The following is a 21,256-nucleotide window of genomic DNA, read 5'->3' on the forward strand; positions in this document are numbered from 1 at the left end:
TACAAGGAGATAGACGTTTGACGAAGCTCACTTTTATTCATGCCGCAGATCTTCATTTAGATAGTCCGTTTGCGGGAATGTCCAATATACCGAACCGAATTTTTAAGAGGTTGAAAGAAAGTACATTTCAAAGTGCCAAGAACATGTTTGAACTTGCAATTGATCGAGAAGTAGACTTTATGCTGCTTAGCGGAGATCTATTTGACGAATCGAATCGTAGCCTAAAAGCACAGCTTTTTTTAAGAAATCAGTTTCTTCAGCTGCAATCACACGGGATTGAAGTGTTTATTATTTATGGTAATCATGATCATTTAGGTGGTGAATGGACACCAATTGAGTGGCCAGAGAATGTTCACGTTTTTTTGAGCAGTACGCCAAGTGAGCAAGCCTTTTATAGAGATGGTCAGCTTGTGGCAAGTATTTACGGGTTCAGCTACAAAGAGCGAGCTGTCCATGAAAATATGACACCTTATTATGAAAAAAAAACAGATGCCCCCTATCATATTGCCATGCTTCACGGCACATTAGCAGGTCAAGAAGGGCATGATGCGTATGCACCATTTCAGCTTCAGCAGCTTCTAGCGCGGGATTTTGATTATTGGGCGCTTGGACATATTCATAAGCGGACTCTTCTGCATGAAGACCCAATGGTGATCTATCCTGGAAACGTGCAAGGAAGACATATAAAAGAAACAGGAGAGAAAGGCTGTTATGTCGTTTACCTATCTGAAGATGCTCAAAGAGCGGAGTTTATGAGCTGTTCAGATGTCATCTTTGAGACATTGACAATAGATATCACACATACCGCTCATATGACCGATCTTGTGACACTTGTGGACAAAAAGATGAGTGGACTGAAAGAGAGAGGTGTTCCTCATTTTGTGAAAATCGTACTAACTGGCGATGCTCCTGCTTATATGGAGCTCACGCAGCTTGAAGTGCTTGAGGAGCTGATGGTTGTACTTCATGAACAGGAGGAAGATGAAGACTTGTTCGTTTGGGTGATGTCGATTGACTGCCGGACATATGAAGATGCCGTCTATCCAGAAGATTCTTTTTTGACAGAACTAACAGCAGAAATTGCCGAGTTTGATGCGTATGATGAGCTGCTTTTACCGATCAAGCGTCATCCAACCTATAGAAAAGCAGGAAAAGCTCTTACAAAAGAGGACGAGATCGATATTAAAGAAGAGGCACAAAGGCTGCTGGCAGAACAGCTGAAGCAATTATGAGAAAAGGAGAGGCATGATGAAAATACGTTCACTCCATATTGCGAATTTCGGGAAATTTTCCAATCAAACCTTCCACTTTTCTGATGACGGTTTTCAGTTAGTTTATGGCCTGAATGAATCGGGGAAAACGACATTGAAGGCGTTTATTGAATCGATGTTATTTGGTTTTTCCAAAAGCCATATGTATAAGCCAAAGCATGGCTCGTTTTATGGTGGTTCTCTTACGTGTTTAGATGAGGAATTAGGTGTGATTCATATTGAAAGAACATCTGATCATGGCGGCCAAGCTCAGGTGTTGCTTCCAAATGGTGAAGTGAAAGATGAAGCTTTTCTACATGCGATGTTAAAGGGAACGGATCGCAGATTATACCAATCGATCTATTCTTTTGACGTGTTTGGTCTGCAAAATGTACAAGCATTAAATCAAGATCAAATAGGGGAATTTCTACTCTTTTCAAGTTTGTTTGGCTCAGATGCGGCATCCAAAATGGACAGCAGGTTACTAAAACAGCAGGAGCAGCTTTTTAAACCGAATGGACGTAAGCCTGAATTAAATCAGCAGCTTGATCATGTAAAAGAGCTGTCAGGTAAGTTGAAACAGGCCAAATTGGTAGAAAGTCGTTATACCGAAAAGAAAAAAGAACAAGCTGAATTAACTGAGAAGGTAGAAATGCTTCAGCATGAAATGAGACAGACTGAAGAAGAGGTTCAGCTTTTGACTGAACATATTCGACTTTATCCTATGATAGAAAACAAGATAGAGTTAAAAAAAGATTTGGCTAGTTATCCAGAACGAGTCAAACGGTTTAGACCGGAAACCGCGCATGAACTTGATAAATTAGAATCACACCTTCACCCAAAAAAGGCGCAAGTGACGGCACTGAAACAAAAATTAGATCATTTGCAAACGTCGCTCACGCAAATTCAGCCACTCTATGACAAGGATACGGTATTGGAGATGAAGCGAGTCATAGCTGAATCATCGGATGCTGAACTTGTGAAGAAACGCTTAGCAGCAGGGAAAACAGAGCAGAATTCTTTGAAACAAAAAATAGAAGAAGCATCAGCGAAGCTGAAGTGGCATCGTCCAATCAAGCTTGACCAGCTGGACGATTCACTTGACTTTGAGTGGGAATTAAAAGAGGCTGTGAGCCAATACGTTCGTTTAATGGATAGGAAAACACAGCTCGATGACCGGTTTGATCATGCAAGACATGAGCTGGAAGAAGCGGAAACCGCTCTAAAAGGATTAAAGGAGCAGCCTGTTAAACAGCAAGATACAGAAGATGTCAGGGGCACAAGGGCTACAGTGAAACAGAATCATTCCAGAGTGTGGTTATTCCCGCTGATGTTCGTGCTATGTGCTGTCATTCTCACGGTCTTATTCGTTTTAGCAGAGAGCTGGGTGACGTTACTGTTTGCAGGATTTTCCGTTTTTGTCTTGATCGCTATTTATCCAGTGCTTAAACAGACTCAGATGAAGGAAGCAAACGACAGTAACGCCTATCATTCCTTTCAAGTTCAAACAGCTTCAGCTGAAACGCTAGTGAAGCAAAAGGAGCTTTTATACGAAAGAATGATACAGCAATATGAAGACTGGGAGCGGGAACTGGAACCTGTACAGCAACAAGTAGAAGATATGAGAAGGCAGCTGGGTTTGTCCTCAGAGCTCTCATTCCTTGTGGAAGCTTTCCATATCTTGAAACAATTAAAAGCGAATACAGCGGCATATGAGGCGCTTAACAAGGAAATAGAGATGCTCACACAGCAGCAATCGACCTACGAGCAAAGAGTTTCAGCGCTCATGAGTCTCCTTCAAAGAAAAGAAGGAACCATTCAAGAGAATATCTCAGCCTTTCAAGAGATATTGAAAGATGAGGAAAAAAGAGAAAAAGAACGTCAGACATTGCACGTATCCATTCAACATGTAGAGCAGCAGCTGACAACATTAGAAGGAGAAGTTCAATATTATGAAAAACAAACGGACGAGCTTTTTCGAAAAGTAGAAGCAGCGTCAAAAGAAGATTATCATGTCCTATCTCATCTATCCAAAGAATACCGGGAGCTGCTGTACAATTTGCAGCAGCTGAACCAAGAGCTGCACAAAAGCGGTTATATAGATGAGGAAGAGGTCATTGTCCGTAAAGGTTTACGCACCCTTGAGGAGCAGTGTGCACAAGCAAAAAGACATCTGAATGACATGCAAGAGAATGTGACGAATATGAAAAAACGCTTGGCAGAATTAGCAGTTGAAATACGCCAAATAGAAGCATCAGGTACAGTGTCTGATTTGACTCATCAGCTTGCTGTAGAGCAGGAGCAGGCAAAGCATCTAGCGAAAAAATGGGCGGCTATTCAGCTCGTTCGTTCCGTCATTCGAGAGAAACTCAATGAGCATAAAGAAACGAGGCTACCAGCACTCCTCCAAACAGCTTCCCGATTTATTCAGCCGTTAACGAATGATCGATATGAAGTGATTTTATTTTCTGCCGAAGATGACCGGCTGATTGTGAAACGGAGGGATGGACGCCTATTCCGCCCGGAGGAGCTTTCACAAGCAACATGTGAGCAAATTTATCTCTCGATTCGTTTTGCACTTGCTTTGTCCCACCAGCAAGATTGTCAGCTCCCATTTATGATGGATGACAGTTTCGTTCACTTTGATCATGTCCGTCTAGACAGGGTGCTGGAGCTGATGAATGAACTCACTCGTTTTGAAACACAGCTGTTTTATTTCACTTGTCATCATTATATGAAACAAGCAGCGGAAGACGGGCAGATTACGAGCTTAGCAGTGGAATGATTGACAAATTATGACTTATGTTATACTTATATGAGCAGAAACATGGAAGGAGCATTTATTGAATGGCTAAAGGGATCATGACCTATGACGTCGGCGAACAAGTTGACCTGCATTTATTAATTAAATCATCTACTAAAGGGATTGCGAGTAATGGCAAACCATTTTTAACGTTAATTCTTCAAGATCAAAGTGGAGATATTGAGGCGAAGCTATGGGATGCAAAGCAGAATGATGAACTCACATATGCTGCGCAAACCATTGTGAAGGTAGTAGGTGATATTCATCATTATCGCGGAAGGAATCAGCTGAAGCTTAGGAATATACGTCCTGTTGCTGAAAACGAGCAAATCCGCATTGATGATTTTCTAGAAACAGCTCCTATTCCAAAGCACGATATGATGGATACCATCATGCAATATATTTTTGATATGAAAAACCCTAATATTCAGCGTGTCACAAGACATTTGCTGAAGAAATATGGACAGGAATTCGCTGATTACCCAGCAGCTACGAAAAACCATCACGAGTTTGTTTCGGGTCTTGCCTATCATGTGGTATCGATGCTTCATTTAGCGAAATCCATTGTTGATCTATACCCATCACTAGATCGAGATCTTTTATATTCAGGGATCATTCTACATGATTTAGGTAAAGTCAAAGAGCTTTCGGGTCCTGTCTCCACCACATATACAGTAGAAGGGAACTTAATTGGCCACATTTCTATTATGGTGACAGAAATTGCGAAAGCCGCAGAGGAGCTCGGCATTGATTCTGAGGAAATTCTGATTCTGCAGCATTTAGTGCTGAGTCATCATGGAAAAGGGGAGTGGGGCAGTCCTAAACCACCAATGGTGAAGGAAGCCGAAATTCTCCACTATATAGATAATTTAGATGCAAAAATGAACATGATGGATCGTGCGCTTGAGCATGTGAAGCCAGGAGAATATACAGAGCGTATTTTTGCACTAGAGAATCGTTCGTTTTATAAACCAACCTTTCACAATGAATCCTCATGATAAAACGCCCGTTTGATGCGGGCGTTTTTTTTCATAACTTGTCTTCTTTTCGCATAAGCATGTAACACAAAGGAAGAGAGATTAGTCCTGAAAAAGGAGGCGAAGACAATGTTATTTTTTCCATGGTGGGTATATGCATGTATCATTGGTATTATCTTTTGTGCCTATAAATTAATGACGACAGCCAAAGAGGAACAAGAGATTGATCAATCCTTTATTGAAAAAGAGGGAGAAATCTTTATCGAACGAATGGAGCAGGAGAGAGAGCGTAGACGTCAAGGACAGCAAATGAAACGATCCCAGGAAACGGCGAAGCATGAGGACCATTCGATTGCATAATCAATAAGAATAAAAAAAACCCCTCTACAAGTTCATGTAGAGGGGTTTTTCGTTCATTATTGGTTTGGTGTTTGTTGTGTGGTTTGCTCAGATTTTTCTTTGAATGTATTTTCAAGTTCTTTATCTTTTACTTTCACATCAGCATCTTTCACCAATTTGTTTAAGATCGTTTGAATTTCATTGTTATCTGCTTGTTTTTGATCAAGCAGTTCTTTTTTCAAGTCTGCTTTCATGTCATCGTATTTACCGCGTTCTTCGGTCTTTTTAATGATATGGTAACCAAATTGAGATTTTACTGGTTTGCTGATTTCATTTACTTTTAGTTTGAAGGCAGCTTTACTGAAGTTCTCATCCATTTGGCCTTCTTTTGCGAACCAGCCTACATCGCCGCCTTGTGCTGCTGAAGCAGTGTCAGTTGAATATTCAGATACAAGGTCATCCCATTTTTCGCCTTTATCTAATTTCTTTTCTACTTCATCTGCTGTTTTCTTGTCAGCAACTAAAATGTGGCTTGCGCGGATTTTTCCTTTTAGGTCATCGTAATACGCTTTTACTTCTTTGTCAGTGATTTTGATGTTAGCTTTGGCAGCCTTTTGAGTCAGCAGCTCATATTTTACTTGATCTTTGATGTAATCTTTTCCGAATTCATCTTGAAGTTGTTTTAAACGATCTTCACCAAGTGTCTTTTTATATTCTTCCAATTTCTTATCAATTTCTTTATCTGATACTTTGTATTTGTCAGCAAGAACCTTTTGTTGAACAAGTAGGTTTAAAGCATCTCCACCTGCTTGTTTCTTAAGTGTTGTATAAAGCTCTTCTTTTGTGACATCTCCTGATTTTGTTGTTGCGATCACTTCTTTGTCACCGCTACTGCATGCGCCAAGAGTTAAAACACTTACTGCTGTTACAGCTGCTAAAGCCATTTTTTTCATTCAAAAAACACTCCTAATCTTTCCAATTTATTTATCATTGCTTGTATCATAACATATTGTGACATGCTGTAAAAAGAAATGCAAATGGGAGGGCATTCGTCTAGTCAAATTTTTGCGACCAACATACACATATATTGATCACAAAAAGGAGGCTGAATTATATGGGAGCAGGATATTCTAATGGGTTTGCTTTATTGGTCGTGCTATTCATTTTGCTGATCATCGTTGGTGCAGCATATCTTTATTAATTAAATCGCTGTGACAGAAAGGAGCCGTCCTGCCATGCGTGCGGGCGGTTCTTTTTTAAAACGATGACAAGTGCCTAAACGTTTTAAAATTTTCTGCATACACTGAGCTTAGAACAGAGGAAGAACTGGCAGGAGGTGTTTTCACATGGGAGGAGAAGTCTTTGCTGGCGGTTTTGCACTAGTCGTCGTGTTATTCATCTTATTGATCATTATCGGTGCATCTTGGATTTGCTAATAAATCATCATACACAAAAAGCTGCCATCAAACAGGCAGCTTTTGCTTTGATCTTAAATAGATATGGTAATTTCAACAAATGATGAGATCAGTAAGATCAGTATCGATACATTGATAAAGCGAAACACCTTATCTTGCCGTTCTTCAGGAATCTCTCTGACAAGGCATAATGTATTAGTAAGCCTGTTTATTGAATACACAATAAACGCGGCAAAGACGATGAAGTAAAATAAAACTATCGGAGATCCCCCCTCTCTATGCTATTCCCATACTACATTACCAAATTTTTTATGAAAAAGATAGAAGTTGGCTTTAAAAACCTCATGATGAGGAAGTTGGGTCAACTAAAATATCAAACTCGTCTTGGGCTTGATCAATGATGCATGATTTTGGCGCTTTTAGCAGTTTCCAAGCAAATAAAAAGTCAGGCAAACAATAGCCTGCATGAATACTTGCGATCATGATAAAATAGTGTGCGTACATTGGAAATGCCATTCCTAAAACAAAGTAAACAGGTGAGATGACACAAAACGGGCTGAGCAGTGAGAAAAGCATCACTCTCTTAGGCACGCGCTGCCAGCAATTTCGTTTAAATAACGTCATTTTTTTCTTATGTTTCATGACTGGGATCAAGTGAACCACGCGGTGGACAAGCAATGTCGCAAGTAAAAGCACGACAAAAAGTGGTGCATTGTGACTGCTGAGTCTCGTTTCAGGATGAGTCAGTTGAAAACATAAAAATGCCATAATGAAAAAAAATACAGTCAGACATATGGCTGAAATCATCATTCTCGTATAACCATAATCTTTTTCAAGATTAATGGTCTTCCAACAATTCATTTTTCATCCTTCCAATCTCAAAAAAACTAATTGAATATCTCAAGATAATTTACTCTTCCTGAGGATAAAAATCAATGGTTTTCAAGAAAAAAAATAAATTGTTACATTCATATGGAATAAAGAGAGGAAACTTTGGGTTTTTCAAGAAAAAAAGACATAAGAGGGAGGTTCGTCTCTTTCGTCAATGAGTAATTTCGGCTAAAATAGAGTGACTAAGAGAAAGAGGGAACGTACATGAGTATTGAGGAACGAATGAGCCAGCTCGAATATTATATGGAACTGTTACTGACGGCGACAGATATGAGCCGTTATCCATATTATGCGCTATTGATCCGGCAGCGTGTATCGAAAGAAGAGGCAAAGGACATTGAGCGTATTTGTGCTGAGCTCTCAGATGAAATGGACAAGCAAAAAGCACAAGGCTACGTCATGTTCGACGATCTCCTTGCGCTGTTTGCGGGACAGTTAATTGAAAAGCTGGATGTTCATGAGACGATTTTTGCTTTGCATGATCAAGGGCTGTTTCAGCCGTTAATGAATGAATTTATAAAGATCATTAAACAATTTGATTTGCTTTAGCCGCTTTTTCCTCTGCTGAGTCTTCAAGTTCTTCAGGCTTTTTCGTGACTTTCCCACGTTCATTCAAAAAGTCCTTCTCAATGTTTGAAAACGATTTCTCAAAAATCTCCATGAAATCCTCACCATAAATGTTTCGGATAATACACATCATTTCTAAAATTTCAGGGAACTTTCCGTAAATGTCATGAAGCGGCTGTGCGCCTTTGACAATACCAGTTCGGGCCGGGTCGTAATCTTCGAGTAGTTTATGGAATGTCTCTTCGCCTTTTGGCGTTAGTTCAATATACGTATTGCGTTTATCGTTTAACTTTTTAGAAAATTTTAAAAATCCTCTTTCCTCTAATTTTTTAGAGAAGTTAAACGCCGTTGATACATGCATGACGCCAAACTTTGCAATTTCTGATATTGAAGCTCCTTTTAATTGATACGCAATCCACAAAATATGATGTTCATTGATATTTAGGTTATACGGTTTGATCCACTGCTGCCAGTCCTTTTCAATGGATTTCCAAAGAGCTTTGCTCAATTGGGCCATTCTTTGACTGAATAAAAGTGCTTCTTTTACATCGAAAGGCTGTTCCGAATGATTCATCCATTTCACCTACTTCTCTTTTTCTTGTAATTCTATTATGCCAATAAAATAAAGATTAATAAAGCTGAAAATTCAAGAATTTTTAAAAGTCATGAAAAACATTGACAAAATAACCTTTTTTCAACAAAAAAAGTGCGGGATACGCACCCCGCACACTTTTGTAAACGAATATTTTTTTGTGAGTATATTAGTTTTGTAAGGTTTTCTCCAGTTGTTTGAGCTTTTCCTCAATTTCCTGAATTTCCTTTTGTAAGTCCTGCTGATGAGGTTTGATTTCCTCGCGCCATTGCTGAATGGATGTTTGCAATTCAGTTCCGACCTCTTTAATGACCTCAGCACTTTCTTTTGCGGTTTCAACAATCTGCTCTTTTAAAGCTTGTCCATCTCTTTTTAATCTTGTCAGCGTATCTTCGAATTTGTCATAGCCGTCTTTCATCTTTCCGCGTACATCTCTGCCAGAAGAGGGAGTCGTCAGGAGCACTGCCGCACCTCCGAGGAGACCGCCTACAAATAATCCTGTTAATAAAGAACGTCCACTAGCCATTCCAATCACCTCTAGTCAAATTTTACACATTCGCATGTTCTCTCTGAGCTGACGATCAGCTTCATTGAACTTCCATACATAGCTTGCTTTATTTTAGCATACTTTTGAAGAAAAGGGAGGGGAGAAGGTTGTCTGTCTTTCTGTTCGTTTTTACGTGTATGTGTGTGATTTTCGCAGGTGGTTCTATTCATTATGTAAGGCAGCTTGGGTATGCAGGGTCTTATCCGCCAAAACATGTATTAAGACAAAAAGCAATTGTGTGTGCAGCAGGTGCAGGGATTTCGCTCTCCATTTTGCTGCTTACCCTTTTTCTTTTATAGAAGCATGAAAAAAACCTCTTCATCTAATGAAGAGGTTCCAGCATGTAGACAAACCCTCGCATTCTTTGTCAGTCCTGCGTGCTGGTGCTCACGAATGTCAAATTCGCTCCGCGCCAGTACTCGTCCTTCCTAGACTTCAAGGGCTTTCAATCATGCTGAAAAGAAGACAAAGGGCTAAAATAAAGAATCATTTTAGCCCTTTGTCAACAATATGAAAAAACCTCTTCATCCAATGAAGAGGTTCAGTTATTCGTTAAGCGACTTCAATCATTCTTGCACGCTTTAATATGGACTGAGCAATCGGGAAGACAAATACCATAGCTATCGTATTGATCACAGTTGCTGGCAGGACAACACCTACAAGAAGTGCTGGTAACGCAGCCGGCAGTCCAGTAATCAGTAAAGCGGCAGATAGGAAAATCACGCCCGATACGACGGTCCCAACAGCGGTGAGTACAGCGGTCAGAACGACTTTGTTCTTGATCTTCTGGCAAGATAAGAAAAGGGCTAAGAAGATAAAGGCTGTCACCGGTTTATCAATCATATTGGGAATTTGTCCGCCTGGAAAACCTGTTGTCAAAGCGGAAATGACCCCAGTGACTAGGGCGATCACAACGACATGCTGTACCTTTGGAAAAAGGATGATGCTTAAAAACATCATGACCAGCATCATATCAGGTTTCATTCCGAAAAAGATGGGCGGGAAAATCGTATGCAAAACAGCTCCCATTGCTGCAAGCAATGACATAATCACTAATTCTTTTGTTTTCATTTCTATGCTCTCCTCTGCTAAGCTCTTAGAACTCTCCAATAATATGGCTGATCATTTATTGCAAGAGTCATGACTTTATATTTCTCGTTATTATAACAAATTTATTTCACGATAGAAAAGCCTTTTTACTCATTTTCTTGCTGGAACTTTTTCATAAAGTCCGCAAGCTTTTGGCAGTCTTCTATAGAGACGGCGTTGTAAATCGAGGCTCTGCACCCGCCAACAGAACGATGGCCGGCGAGTCCAACCATTTGTTCTTGTTTTGCTTTCTCCACAAAGGATGCAGTGAGTGCATCATCACGCAGGGTAAACGTGACATTCATATGTGAACGGCTGTCAGCACGTGCATGTCCTTTGTAAAAACCGCCGCTTTGATCAATCGTATCATACAGAAGCGCTGCTTTTTGTTCATTGCGTTTTTCTGCTGCTTCTACGCCGCCCGCCTGTTTCACATGCTCCAAGACAAGGGACAGCATGTAAATCGCAAAAGTCGGTGGTGTGTGATAAAGAGAATTGGCTTTGGCATGTGTTGAATATTTTAAAATTTTAGGTGTGCCGCTTTTTTCTTTCTCTAATAAACGTTTGCGCGCGATCACAATCGTGATACCAGAAGGCCCTAGATTTTTTTGTGCCCCGGCATAAATGAAATCAAATGAAGACACGTCTATTTTTTTGCTGAGAATATCACTGGACATGTCGGCAATAAGCGGGAGTGACGTGTTCGGGAACGTTTTCCACTGAGTACCGAAAATGGTATTGTTCGATGTGATGTGCAAGTAAGCACCGTCATTTAAAACGGACGCATCTACATCTGGAATATACGAATAGTTGTCGTCTTCACTTGAGGCAAACACTGATGTTTCACCAAACCCTTTTGCTTCTGACAAGGCTTTCTCTGACCAAGCACCTGTTTGGATGAAATGAGCCGTTTCGCCTTCATGTAAGAAGTTCATCGGAATCATTGCAAATTGAAGACTTGCCCCGCCTTGTAAAAAGAGGACCTCATAATCTTCTGGAATGTCCATCAATTCTACCAAGAGTGCTTTCGCTTTATTGTGGACTTCTTCATACTCACCGCTGCGATGAGAAAGTTCCATCACAGACATCCCGGTTTGTTTAAAATCAACAAGTTCTTCCTGTGCTTTTTGAAGCACTTCTAGCGGCAGCGCCGCCGGACCAGCATTAAAATTCGTCGTTCGCTTCATCACAATCTCTCCCTATTTCTCGCGTTAATGGATCAAAAGATAAAACCATCCTATCACAAATTTGAAGCATTTGGACAAAAAATTTGAATCGTCCTAAATATCTTACGATTCAGAGGATAAGCACAGAAAAGAGGCGAAAAAAAGAAAAACCTCATCAATTAAGATGAGGTAAGGCGCGTATGGATGGCAGAAGAAATGTCTTTTAAATCCTCTGATGTATATTGATCTTGGTGAGATTTCCATACGGCACCAAAGCCGTCGCCTTTGCCATAACGCGGAATAATATGCATATGGTAATGGAACACAGATTGTCCGGCTTTTTCACCGTTGTTGTTCAGAAGGTTTAAACCAATTGGTTCAAATTCTTGTTTGATGGCTCTAGCGATTTTTGGAATCGCTTGGAAGTAATGATTAGACACTTCTGGTGTCATGTCATAAATGTTTTCTTTATGTATTTTCGGGATTACAAGGGTATGTCCTTTTGTTACTTGGCTGATATCAAGAAAAGCCAATACATGCTCGTCTTCATATACTTTTGCACATGGAATGTCTCCATCAATGATCTTGCAAAAAATGCAGTCGCTCACGCCATGTCACTCCTCATTATTTTTCCTTTATCGTATCACAAAAAGAAGCAAAAAAGAAAACAGGACAAGCGAACTCCTTTGGTCGCTCATCCTGCTCCTGCAGAAGAAATGCTGATGCTTTCATTTGATATGCCTTTTGAATTCTTTATTTACTGAAATAAAGAATTCATATGCCTGCTATTTCTGCCGTAAACACCTCATTTGACGTTTTGGTTCGTCGTATACATATTTGTATAGGACACAAAAATCAAGAATCAGTGAAGCAAAACAGAAGCTAAGGTTTTTAGATGAAAAACCAACTTGTCATGCGGTTATTGCCTTTAACAAACACCTCATTTACGTATTGGTCATCAAGTTCATTTCTTCTACATACATTATGATGACCAGTATGCCGATGTTTTATTCATGAGTTGTCTATAGGTAAACATTTCAAATTGTCTTTCGTTTTTGGTACTATAAAGGAAAAAAGAAAGAAAGGAACGAACTGATGTCCCTTCTAACTGTAAAAGATGTAACGGGTGGATATACAAAGAATCCCGTTCTGAAAAATATTTCATTTGAATTAGAAAGAAACCAAATCGTTGGTCTCATTGGCTTAAACGGGGCGGGAAAAAGTACAACCATTCGTCATATTATTGGATTAATGAAACCTCATAAAGGGGTCATTGAGCTGAACGGACGAACCCTTCAAGAAGATCAAGAGGCGTATCGTTCACAATTTACGTTTATTCCAGAGACACCTGTCTTATATGAAGAATTAACGTTAAAAGAGCATTTAGAGCTGACAGCGATGGCTTACGGCCTTTCAAAAGAACAATTAGAAGAACGTCTGCCGTCTTTGCTGAAGGAATTCCGAATGGAGAAGCGATTGAAATGGTTCCCTGCTCATTTTTCTAAAGGGATGAAGCAGAAGGTGATGATTATGTGTGCGTTTCTTGTGGAGCCAGAGTTGTATATTATCGATGAGCCGTTTTTAGGGCTTGATCCGCTTGCGATCAACGCATTATTAGAACGGATGAATGCGGCGAAACAAAACGGCGCAAGTGTTCTGATGTCAACGCATATTTTAGCCACAGCGGAACGTTATTGTGATTCCTTTATTATTTTGCATGAAGGGGAAATTAGAGCGAAAGGAACACTGACAGAACTAAGAGAGCAGTTCAACATGAGAGATGCGACACTCGATGATCTTTATTTGGAATTAACAAAGGAAGAAAGCTATGAGTAAAACAACGCAAACCATTTGGAAATCACGATTAGAAGAACACGTACAAGAAACAAGAAAATATTTAAAATATATGTTCAACGATCATCTTGTGATTGTGCTCATTTTTTTCCTTGCAGGCGGGGCGAGCTGGTACAGTAATTGGCTGAAGCATATTCCAGCTCACTTCCCATCCTATTGGGTCATGGCAGTTGTTTTCTCATTGGTCCTGACTAGTTCTTACGTGCGAACGTTGATCAAAGAGGCAGATCTTGTGTTTATGCTTCCTTTGGAAGCTAAGATGGACCCTTATTTAAAACAAGCGTTTAACTTTAGCTTCATTTCTCAGTTATTTCCTTTGATTGCCGTGTCCATTATTGCACTTCCGCTATATTCGGCTGTCTCCTCAGGCGATCTGATGCTATATGTGCTCATTTTGGCGCAAATGATCTTAATAAAAGGTCTGAATACAGCGATTCAGTGGAGAATCACTTATTTTCAAGGGAAACATGTCAGATGGATTGATGCAGTGATTCGTTTTCTGCTCAATACAATGTTAATGTATACCGTTTTACAAGCAGCTTATGCCATTGCCATCGTCTTTTATCTTTTATATGCTGTCTATCTCATTTATCTAACAAATGCAGTAAAAAAACAGCCCTTTCAATGGGAATTGCATATTTCTGATGAGTTAAAACGAAAACAGCGTTTTTACCGCTTGGCAAACTTATTTACGGATGTCCCTCATTTAAAGAAACAAGTGAAAAGAAGGGCGTATATGGACTGGGTCTTGCAGTTTGTTCCTTATGAACAGCGTAAAGCTTTTTCTTATATGTATGTGAGGGCGTTTTTACGTTCAAATGACTATTTTGGTCTTGTGTTTAGGTTAACCGTCGTGTTTGTGCTCATCCTCTTGTATACAGGTGCAGCAGGCTGGGTGGGGGCATTACTTGTCTTGTTTACAGTCTTTATCACAGGTGTACAGCTTGTCCCGTTAACAAAGCACTTTGCTCATCTGTCGTTACAGGCACTTTATCCTGTGTCTCAGCAAGAAAAAGATCGAAGCTTTTTTGTTCTCGTACGAAATGTACTCATTATCCAGTCAATTTTACTGAGCTCCGCCGTTTTCCCAGCAGGTGGATGGAAGGGAAGCGGACTTGCTCTTCTCATTTCATTGGTATTTGTGCTTGTCCTATTTAAGCCTTACGTACAAAGTAGATTAAAAAAGATGAGATAAGCATTTTTTACAGCGTGTGTATGATGTCACCAAGGAGGGAACTGGGATGAATGCAGCTGAACGGGAACTGTATGAAGAGGCCATTTTTTTTCAAATGCGTTTTTTAAGAAAACCATCCAAGATCGAGCGGTTTTCAAAAGGCGTTCAGCAGCAAGTGAATCGCCGAATCCCTGCTCGATTTCATCAAGTCATCACAAGTGCGGTGAAAACAATGGTTGAATCCACCGTATCAGGAAGCCATTTTACTTCATTTACAGTCATTGATGAACAATTGTCTATTGTAGAGCGAAATGAGCTGGCAAAGGAAAAGGTGACATATTATCAAAAGGCCGCTGCGATTGAAGGAATTGGCACAGGTGCGGGTGGATTGTTTCTCGGAATGGCGGATTTCCCTCTCCTTTTGAGTATTAAAATGAAATGTCTATATGAGCTTGCTTGTATATATGGATTCGATTTGTCTCAAAAAGAGGAAAGACTCTTTTTGCTTTGTATTTTTCAACTCGCCTTTTCAAGCAGTACACACCGTCAAAAAATGATGAAACTCATTGAAGAATGGGAAACAACCCGGGAAGAAATGGATTGGTATAGCTTTCAGCAGGAATATCGAGATTATATTGACCTTGTGAAGCTGTTTCAATTAATGCCTGTGGTCGGTGCCGCTGTTGGTGGGGTGGCAAATCATCAGCTGACAGGACAGCTTGGTGAAGTCGCACGCCATGTGTTTCACTTGCGTGTGTTGAAGGAATTGAAATAGAAAAGCCGCTGTTGGGCAGCGGCTTTTTTTCATTCATCGTAGGAAAGGACGGCATGAGCGAGTACCTTTGCTGCGACAGGCATTGCGTTTTCGTTAATATCAAATTTCGGATGGTGGTGTGGATACACATCTTGGCTGTTTTCTGGCATAGCGCCTGTGTAGAAGAAAGTACCAGGAACATGCTGAAGGTAGTAAGCAAAGTCTTCTCCGCCCATTTGGGTTTCTGCTTCTTTTACTTCTGTGACTCCTTCTGTCTGTTTGGCTATTTCTGCTATATATTCAGTTGGTGCAGGGTGATTTTTGACTGCAGGATAGCCTCTTACATATTCATAAGTATAAGAGGCATCGTGCATGTGGCAGACACCTTTCACCACCTGTTCAATTTCACGTTCAATGATATGGCGTGCACTCTCTTCAAAGGAACGTGCAGTACCTGTTAGCACGGCCGAATCTGCAATGACGTTAAAGGCATTTTCAGCGACAAATCCCCCTACAGATACCACCGCAGAATCAATCGGGTTGACTTTACGGGCCACGACCTGCTGAAGATTGGCTACAATTTGTGAACCGATGAGTACGGCATCTTTCGTCAGGTGCGGCTGTGCGCCATGTCCGCCTTTCCCTTGCACTTGAATAGAGAAACGATCGGCGGCTGCCATAAAGTTCCCGCTTTTATAAAGAACAGTGCCGCATGGCTCTGAGGACCAAAGGTGGGTGCCGAAAATGACGTCAACACCGTCTAAACAGCCATCTTCAATCATTGGTTTCGCACCGCCGGGGGCATATTCTTCAGCGTGTTGATGAATGAGGACGATTTTTCCTTTTAATTGATCTCGGTGCTCATGTAAGATCTTCGCTAAGACGAGAAGTGTTGCTGTGTGGCCATCGTGACCGCATGCGTGCATGACGCCAGGTTTTGTTGAACGGTAAGGTACATCCTTTTCATCATGAATGGGAAGTGCATCAAAATCAGCTCTCAGTGCAATGGTCGGTCCAGGGTAAGCTCCTTCAATAAAAGCGAGTACACCATGTCCGCCTACATGTGTGCGTGTTGGGATATGTAATCTGTCATAATATTGAGCGATGTAAGCACCTGTTTCCTCTTCCTGAAAAGAAAGTTCTGGATTCATATGGAGATGGCGTCTAATTTCAACCATTTCCTCATATTGTTCATCAAGACGTTCATTGATCCTTTTGTGTAAAGTGGATACTGTCATTGATCCGAAAACCTCCTTTAGGCTCTTTTACTGATTGTATGGTAATTGTTAGAATCTTTCAACAGAAGAGGATGTCGAGAATGACAGAAAAGGTCATTTTACATAAAAGTCGAAGGTTAAGTATGAAGCTTGAAAAAGGGGGAGTGGCATTGGGAAGCTGTCCAAATTGTTCAAAAGCATTTTCTTTCGTCGAAAAATTTCATTTATCACATACGAGAATGATGCTGTGTCCAAGCTGCCGGCATCAAATCAAAGAAACGTTCGTTTCAAAGATGAGCTTTTTGATGATTTGTTTGATTCCACTGTTGGTACTACTTATTCAGATGAAAGGTGCTTCACCTATGTTAAAATGGCCCATCTTATTAGGATGGATCTTGCTGAATTTTTATGTACTTCAGCCAATCATTCATCGGTACGAGCTTAGAGATAAGCGTTGAAAGCCCAGCAGTAGAAGGGCTTTTTTTTATGAAAAAAAGAAGTGCGAAGAGCAGCACTTCCCAGCGTGTAGACAAACCCTCGCATTCTTTGTCAGTCCTGCGTGCTGGTGCTCACGAATGTCAAATTCGCTCCGCTCCAGTACTCGTCCTTCCTAGACTATCAAGTTCATTTTAGCCCTTTGTCAACAATCTAAGAAGTGCGAAGAGCAGCACTTCTTTAATGGTCTATGACGGCATGATAGGATGTCAGATAGGCAGGACGAGAGAAGATGGAGCCAGTATCCTCGTGCGGCTGAAAGAACGCTTCTGACTCTTGAAAGTCTTGAAATAAGTCTTCAGATTCCCAAAGGGTCAATATCAAGTACACTTCTTCATCCTTTTTTGGTCTTAACACACGAAGCGCCTGAAAGCCGCGCTGGTGCTCTGACATGTTTGTTTTTTTCTGAAAGGTGGATTCAAAAAGCGCTCTGCTTTCGAGCTTTACAGGAATATGATTCAGCGTGACAAAGCCAGATTGGACGAGCTCACCTTTTGTATAAATCACATCATAGGCATGGGGGGCTTTAAAGACTGTCTCACCCTCCGTTTCATGAAAAAGAGCCGCTTGTTCCTTACCGACCGTATAAAGCAGATTTTCAAGATGATGTTTTTTTGCGATTTTTTGCAAAAAGTCTGCTGTTCCATATGTAATATAGAAATTCATCTAAACCGCCTCCTGCTTGATAGTATAACAAAAGAATGATATATAATTCTTTGGTAGTCAATCCATAAAACATATTATGAAGCAATACATCCCATACTATCCGTATAAAGGAATGAGGTGACCTAATTTGAAGAAAAAGAAGATAATCATTCCATTAGTCATTGCAGGAAGTACAATCGTGCTTTCATTTATTGGCTATCTGACCATTTTATTTTTAGGACATTATGTCATAGATGAGAAGAAGCTCGTTTTTCACGCTTCCTCGAAAATCATTGATCAGAATGGAAAAGAACTCACAAGCATGTATTCAGAAAATCGGGACCCTGTGTCATTAAAAGAGGTCCCAGATAAAGTGGCGAAAGCTTTTGTTGCTGTAGAGGACAAGCGCTTTTATGAGCACCACGGAATTGATGCACAATCGATTTCAAGGGCGGTTTATCGAGATATATTAGCAGGTGGAAAGGTAGAAGGCGGCAGTACCATCACCCAGCAGCTCGCCAAAAATATCTTTCTCACAAATGATAAAACGTTTCTTCGAAAAACAAAAGAAGTCATTATTGCGATCAATTTAGAAAGAGGTTATTCAAAGGACAAGCTGCTTGAAATGTATTTGAATCAGCTTTACTTTGGTCATGGCGTCTATGGGATCCAAGCAGCGGCCAATTACTATTTTAGTAAAGATGTAAAAGATCTCACTGTCAGTGAAGGAGCTACACTTGCTGCCATGCCAAAGGCACCTTCAACGTATTCCCCTGTTCTACACCCAGATAAAAATAAACAAAGACGGGATACCATCCTGAATTTAATGAATGAACAAGGATATTTGTCTTCTACAGAAACAGTTGAAGCAAAAGGAAGAACACTTGGTATTCATTTAAAAAAGAAATCAGAAACCCCTTGGGTGGACAGTTATGTAGATCTCATGATTAAAGAAGCAGAATCACAGTATTCGATTTCGCATGAACAATTGCTTCAAGGCGGCTATACCATTACGGTACCAATCGATATGAATTTGCAAAAAGTTGCCTATGATGCGATGAAAAACAATCGTTATTTCCCGGGAAAAAGCGGGTCACCTGAAGGCAGCGCTGTGTTTATTGACAACGCATCTGGTGGTGTAAAAGCAGCAATAGGCGGACGAGAATATCAGGCAAGAGGCTATAACAGAGTCACAGCTGTTAGACAGCCTGGTTCTGTCTTTAAGCCGATCGCAGTATATGGTCCAGCGATGCAGGAGAAAAAATTCAGACCGTATTCACTGCTTGAGGACAAGGAAAAAAGCTATGACGGCTATTCTCCAAAGAACTACGATGGACAGTACGAGGGCAGGGTCACGATGGTAGAGGCTCTCATGAAAAGTAAAAATACGTCTGCCGTATGGACGTTAAGCCAGCTTGGCATCGATACCTCTAAATCCTATCTTGAGAAAATGGGAATGGATATTTCGGATAAAGGACTTGCCATAGCGCTTGGCGGGTTAGAAAAAGGGGTTTCTCCATTGCAGATGGCTGGAGCATTTCATACATTTGCAAATGAAGGCGTCTATAAAAAGCCATTCTTCATTCAGAAAATCACGAATGATGATGGTGAAACCGTTGAAAAAAATCGAAACAAAGAAGAACGAGTGTTTAGCGTACAAAATGCTTGGAATATGACAAGAATGCTTCAACAGGTCGTCAAAGGCGGAACCGCTCAGAGCGGATCATACGCTGGAGATTTGGCTGGTAAAACAGGCACAACTACGTATTCCGGTGTCAAAGGGGCAACGAAAGATGCTTGGTTTGCTGGCTACACGCCTAGTACAACAGGGGCAATCTGGATGGGGTATGACAAAACGGATAACAGTCATTATTTAACTGGCGGCAGTCAGTATCCAGTGCAGTTAATGAAAGATATTTTAACGACCGCTCAAATAACCAATGAAACATTCCAAAAACCAGAGGGAATTAAAGAACTTCAATCGCCAATCCATTTAGAAGGACTGTCAGGCTTTGAAGCACGTTATGCATTTAAAATCAAAGGGCTCTTTACATTGGAGCTGTCATGGGATGAACAGGAAGACAAACGCGTTGAATATCGTATTTATGAAAAGAGAAATGGAAGCGAGACCCTGATCGACTCAGTAACAGGAACAAACAGCTACACAATGCCGTATGCAAATGTGTTTTCAGATGTGCAGTATAAAGTTGTTCCATACAATACTCAAACACAAGAAGAAGGCGAAGGTAGTGCTTATATCAAGCCAGAGGCTTTTGGACGTTAATATTCGGCGATTTTTTGAACATTGAGCCGCTTTAGTATACCGAGCCTTGAAAAAGCGGTATAGTAAAAGCAGTGTTTGAGCCTTATACAAAGAGAGTGTGAGGCGAAAGGTGGAATGAAAGGTAATGGGAAAAACGAAGGCTTTTAATGACACGTTCTTAAAGGCGTGCAAAGGGGAAAAAACAGACCATGTACCGGTTTGGTATATGAGACAGGCAGGACGCTCGCAGCCTGAATATCGTGCCCTTAAAGAAAAATACGGGCTATTTGAAATTACGCATCAGCCAGAGCTATGTGCTTACGTAACAAGACTTCCTGTAGAACAATATGGTGTAGATGCCGCTATTTTATATAAAGATATTATGACTCCGCTTCCAGCTATTGGAGTGGATGTTGAAATTAAAAATGGAATTGGACCAGTGATTGACTCGCCTATTCGGACAAAGGCAGATATCCAGCGTCTTGGAGAGCTTCATCCTGAAGAAGACCTGCCATATGTGCTTGATACGATCAAGCTGTTAACAGAGGAGCAGTTGAATGTTCCGCTGATTGGTTTCGCAGGTGCACCTTTTACGATGGCAAGCTATATGATCGAAGGCGGTCCATCTAAAAATTATCATAAAACAAAGGCGCTCATGTACAGTGAGCCAGAGACATGGATGCTTTTGATGAATAAATTAGCCGATATGACGATCACATACATACGCGCTCAGGTAAAAGCAGGCGTCCGAGCATTTCAAATCTTCGACTCTTGGGTTGGCGCTTTAAATGCAGCAGATTACCGGACCTTCATTAAGCCTGTCATGCAGCGTATTTTCACAGAGCTGAAGTCTGAAAACGTACCAATGATTATGTATGGTGTCGGTGCGAGCCATCTGGCGAAAGATTGGCATGACTTGCCGCTTGATGTCGTTGGACTGGATTGGCGTATGAGTATAGACGAAGCGCGAAAAGAAGGCTTAACAAAAACGTTACAAGGAAACCTTGATCCAACGATATTACTTTCTCCTTGGGAAGTGATTGAAGAAAGAGCAAAAGCGATTTTAGATCAAGGAATGAAATCAGATCAATTCATCTTTAACTTAGGTCACGGGGTATTTCCTGATGTCTCACCAGACACGTTAAAGAAGCTGACTGATTTTATTCACGATTATTCAGCTAAACATAAAAAGACATCCATCTAAATGATTTCAAATGA

General features: G+C 40.7%; 23 protein-coding genes. 13 read left to right on the plus strand and 10 right to left on the minus strand.

Features of this window, described 5'->3' with window-relative positions; genetic code table 11:
• The first annotated feature begins 17 nt into the window (after window positions 1–17).
• The 4 genes from ASG46_RS15185 (at window position 18) to ASG46_RS15200 (ending at window position 5,390) form a co-directional block, all read left to right on the plus strand.
• Window positions 18–1,232: a metallophosphoesterase family protein gene (locus tag ASG46_RS15185; RefSeq protein ID WP_046343091.1), complete on the plus strand. Its 1,215-nt coding sequence runs from the start codon at window positions 18–20 to the stop codon at window positions 1,230–1,232.
• 16 nt (window positions 1,233–1,248) lie between these two features.
• Window positions 1,249–4,035, plus strand: coding sequence for an ATP-binding protein (locus tag ASG46_RS15190; protein ID WP_056705107.1), 2,787 nt, complete (start codon window positions 1,249–1,251; stop codon window positions 4,033–4,035).
• Between the two features lie 62 nt (window positions 4,036–4,097).
• On the plus strand, window positions 4,098–5,051 hold the full coding sequence (gene yhaM / locus ASG46_RS15195) for a 3'-5' exoribonuclease YhaM (protein WP_007497151.1): 954 nt from the start codon (window positions 4,098–4,100) through the stop codon (window positions 5,049–5,051).
• 108 nt (window positions 5,052–5,159) lie between these two features.
• Entirely contained in the window at window positions 5,160–5,390 is a 231-nt protein-coding gene (locus tag ASG46_RS15200) for a sporulation YhaL family protein (protein WP_017360318.1), read from the plus strand.
• 56 nt (window positions 5,391–5,446) lie between these two features.
• Here the strand turns inward: ASG46_RS15200 and ASG46_RS15205 are convergent, their stop codons facing one another.
• The gene (locus tag ASG46_RS15205) at window positions 5,447–6,322 is read right to left on the minus strand and encodes a peptidylprolyl isomerase (RefSeq protein ID WP_024719991.1); all 876 of its coding nucleotides are present in this window, start codon (window positions 6,320–6,322) and stop codon (window positions 5,447–5,449) included.
• Window positions 6,323–6,483: 161 nt separating this feature from the next.
• Here ASG46_RS15205 and ASG46_RS20685 point away from each other — a divergent pair, with 161 nt between their 5' ends.
• Together ASG46_RS20685 and ASG46_RS15210 are read left to right on the plus strand one after the other, a co-directional pair.
• Window positions 6,484–6,570 (plus strand): YjcZ family sporulation protein, encoded by an 87-nt coding sequence (locus ASG46_RS20685; protein WP_008361129.1) that lies wholly within the window; start codon window positions 6,484–6,486, stop codon window positions 6,568–6,570.
• Between the two features lie 145 nt (window positions 6,571–6,715).
• Complete coding sequence (locus ASG46_RS15210) at window positions 6,716–6,805, plus strand: YjcZ family sporulation protein (protein WP_017360317.1); 90 nt, start codon at window positions 6,716–6,718, stop codon at window positions 6,803–6,805.
• Between the two features lie 53 nt (window positions 6,806–6,858).
• On the opposite strand, the gene ASG46_RS21380 is transcribed toward ASG46_RS15210, so the two are convergent.
• Window positions 6,859–7,044 carry a hypothetical protein gene (locus ASG46_RS21380; protein ID WP_072368131.1) on the minus strand — a complete coding sequence of 62 codons (186 nt, stop codon included), beginning with the start codon at window positions 7,042–7,044 and terminating at the stop codon, window positions 6,859–6,861.
• An 82-nt stretch (window positions 7,045–7,126) separates the two neighbouring features.
• Window positions 7,127–7,645 carry a DUF3267 domain-containing protein gene (locus ASG46_RS15215; RefSeq protein WP_007497155.1) on the minus strand — a complete coding sequence of 173 codons (519 nt, stop codon included), beginning with the start codon at window positions 7,643–7,645 and terminating at the stop codon, window positions 7,127–7,129.
• Window positions 7,646–7,879: 234 nt separating this feature from the next.
• Between ASG46_RS15215 and ASG46_RS15220 the strand changes: the two genes are divergently transcribed.
• Window positions 7,880–8,224, plus strand: coding sequence for a YhaI family protein (locus ASG46_RS15220; protein WP_007497157.1), 345 nt, complete (start codon window positions 7,880–7,882; stop codon window positions 8,222–8,224).
• Here the strand turns inward: ASG46_RS15220 and ASG46_RS15225 are convergent.
• Entirely contained in the window at window positions 8,202–8,816 is a 615-nt protein-coding gene (locus tag ASG46_RS15225) for an HTH-type transcriptional regulator Hpr (RefSeq protein WP_008348891.1), read from the minus strand. The genes ASG46_RS15220 and ASG46_RS15225 overlap by 23 nt on opposite strands.
• 187 nt (window positions 8,817–9,003) lie before the next feature.
• Complete coding sequence (locus ASG46_RS15230; RefSeq protein WP_007497160.1) at window positions 9,004–9,360, minus strand: YtxH domain-containing protein; 357 nt, start codon at window positions 9,358–9,360, stop codon at window positions 9,004–9,006.
• Window positions 9,361–9,488: 128 nt separating this feature from the next.
• Between ASG46_RS15230 and ASG46_RS15235 the strand changes: the two genes are divergently transcribed.
• Window positions 9,489–9,680: a hypothetical protein gene (locus tag ASG46_RS15235; protein ID WP_008348888.1), complete on the plus strand. Its 192-nt coding sequence runs from the start codon at window positions 9,489–9,491 to the stop codon at window positions 9,678–9,680.
• A 253-nt stretch (window positions 9,681–9,933) separates the two neighbouring features.
• Here the strand turns inward: ASG46_RS15235 and ASG46_RS15240 are convergent, their stop codons facing one another.
• The 3 genes from ASG46_RS15240 to ASG46_RS15250 form a co-directional block, all read right to left on the minus strand.
• The gene (locus ASG46_RS15240) at window positions 9,934–10,452 is read right to left on the minus strand and encodes a tryptophan transporter (protein WP_008348886.1); all 519 of its coding nucleotides are present in this window, start codon (window positions 10,450–10,452) and stop codon (window positions 9,934–9,936) included.
• Window positions 10,453–10,577: 125 nt separating this feature from the next.
• On the minus strand, window positions 10,578–11,657 hold the full coding sequence (serC, locus tag ASG46_RS15245; protein WP_007497164.1) for a 3-phosphoserine/phosphohydroxythreonine transaminase: 1,080 nt from the start codon (window positions 11,655–11,657) through the stop codon (window positions 10,578–10,580).
• Between the two features lie 158 nt (window positions 11,658–11,815).
• On the minus strand, window positions 11,816–12,244 hold the full coding sequence (locus ASG46_RS15250) for an HIT family protein (protein ID WP_008348883.1): 429 nt from the start codon (window positions 12,242–12,244) through the stop codon (window positions 11,816–11,818).
• Window positions 12,245–12,731: 487 nt separating this feature from the next.
• Here ASG46_RS15250 and ASG46_RS15255 point away from each other — a divergent pair, with 487 nt between their 5' ends.
• From ASG46_RS15255 to ASG46_RS15265, 3 genes are read left to right on the plus strand one after another with little or no spacing between them, the layout of a single operon-like run.
• Window positions 12,732–13,472: an ABC transporter ATP-binding protein gene (locus tag ASG46_RS15255; protein WP_008348877.1), complete on the plus strand. Its 741-nt coding sequence runs from the start codon at window positions 12,732–12,734 to the stop codon at window positions 13,470–13,472.
• Window positions 13,465–14,685, plus strand: a complete 1,221-nt coding sequence (locus ASG46_RS15260) for an ABC transporter permease (protein ID WP_017360312.1) — start codon at window positions 13,465–13,467, stop codon at window positions 14,683–14,685. The genes ASG46_RS15255 and ASG46_RS15260 overlap by 8 nt, the downstream gene beginning before the upstream one ends.
• A 46-nt stretch (window positions 14,686–14,731) precedes the next feature.
• The gene (locus ASG46_RS15265) at window positions 14,732–15,439 is read left to right on the plus strand and encodes an EcsC family protein (protein ID WP_008348873.1); all 708 of its coding nucleotides are present in this window, start codon (window positions 14,732–14,734) and stop codon (window positions 15,437–15,439) included.
• Between the two features lie 29 nt (window positions 15,440–15,468).
• On the opposite strand, the gene ASG46_RS15270 is transcribed toward ASG46_RS15265, so the two are convergent.
• Together ASG46_RS15270 and ASG46_RS15280 are read right to left on the minus strand one after the other, a co-directional pair.
• Window positions 15,469–16,656: a M20 family metallopeptidase gene (locus ASG46_RS15270; protein WP_056705108.1), complete on the minus strand. Its 1,188-nt coding sequence runs from the start codon at window positions 16,654–16,656 to the stop codon at window positions 15,469–15,471.
• Window positions 16,657–17,310: 654 nt separating this feature from the next.
• Entirely contained in the window at window positions 17,311–17,796 is a 486-nt protein-coding gene (locus tag ASG46_RS15280; RefSeq protein WP_007497177.1) for an antibiotic biosynthesis monooxygenase family protein, read from the minus strand.
• Between the two features lie 127 nt (window positions 17,797–17,923).
• Between ASG46_RS15280 and ASG46_RS15285 the strand changes: the two genes are divergently transcribed.
• Both ASG46_RS15285 and hemE read left to right on the plus strand, forming a co-directional pair.
• Window positions 17,924–20,059, plus strand: coding sequence for a transglycosylase domain-containing protein (locus tag ASG46_RS15285; RefSeq protein ID WP_056705110.1), 2,136 nt, complete (start codon window positions 17,924–17,926; stop codon window positions 20,057–20,059).
• A 124-nt stretch (window positions 20,060–20,183) separates the two neighbouring features.
• Window positions 20,184–21,242: a uroporphyrinogen decarboxylase gene (hemE, locus tag ASG46_RS15290; RefSeq protein ID WP_007497181.1), complete on the plus strand. Its 1,059-nt coding sequence runs from the start codon at window positions 20,184–20,186 to the stop codon at window positions 21,240–21,242.
• Window positions 21,243–21,256: the final 14 nt, after the last annotated feature.

The sequence above is a fragment of the Bacillus sp. Leaf49 genome (assembly GCF_001426125.1).
Lineage (GTDB): Bacteria > Bacillota > Bacilli > Bacillales > Bacillaceae > Bacillus > Bacillus altitudinis.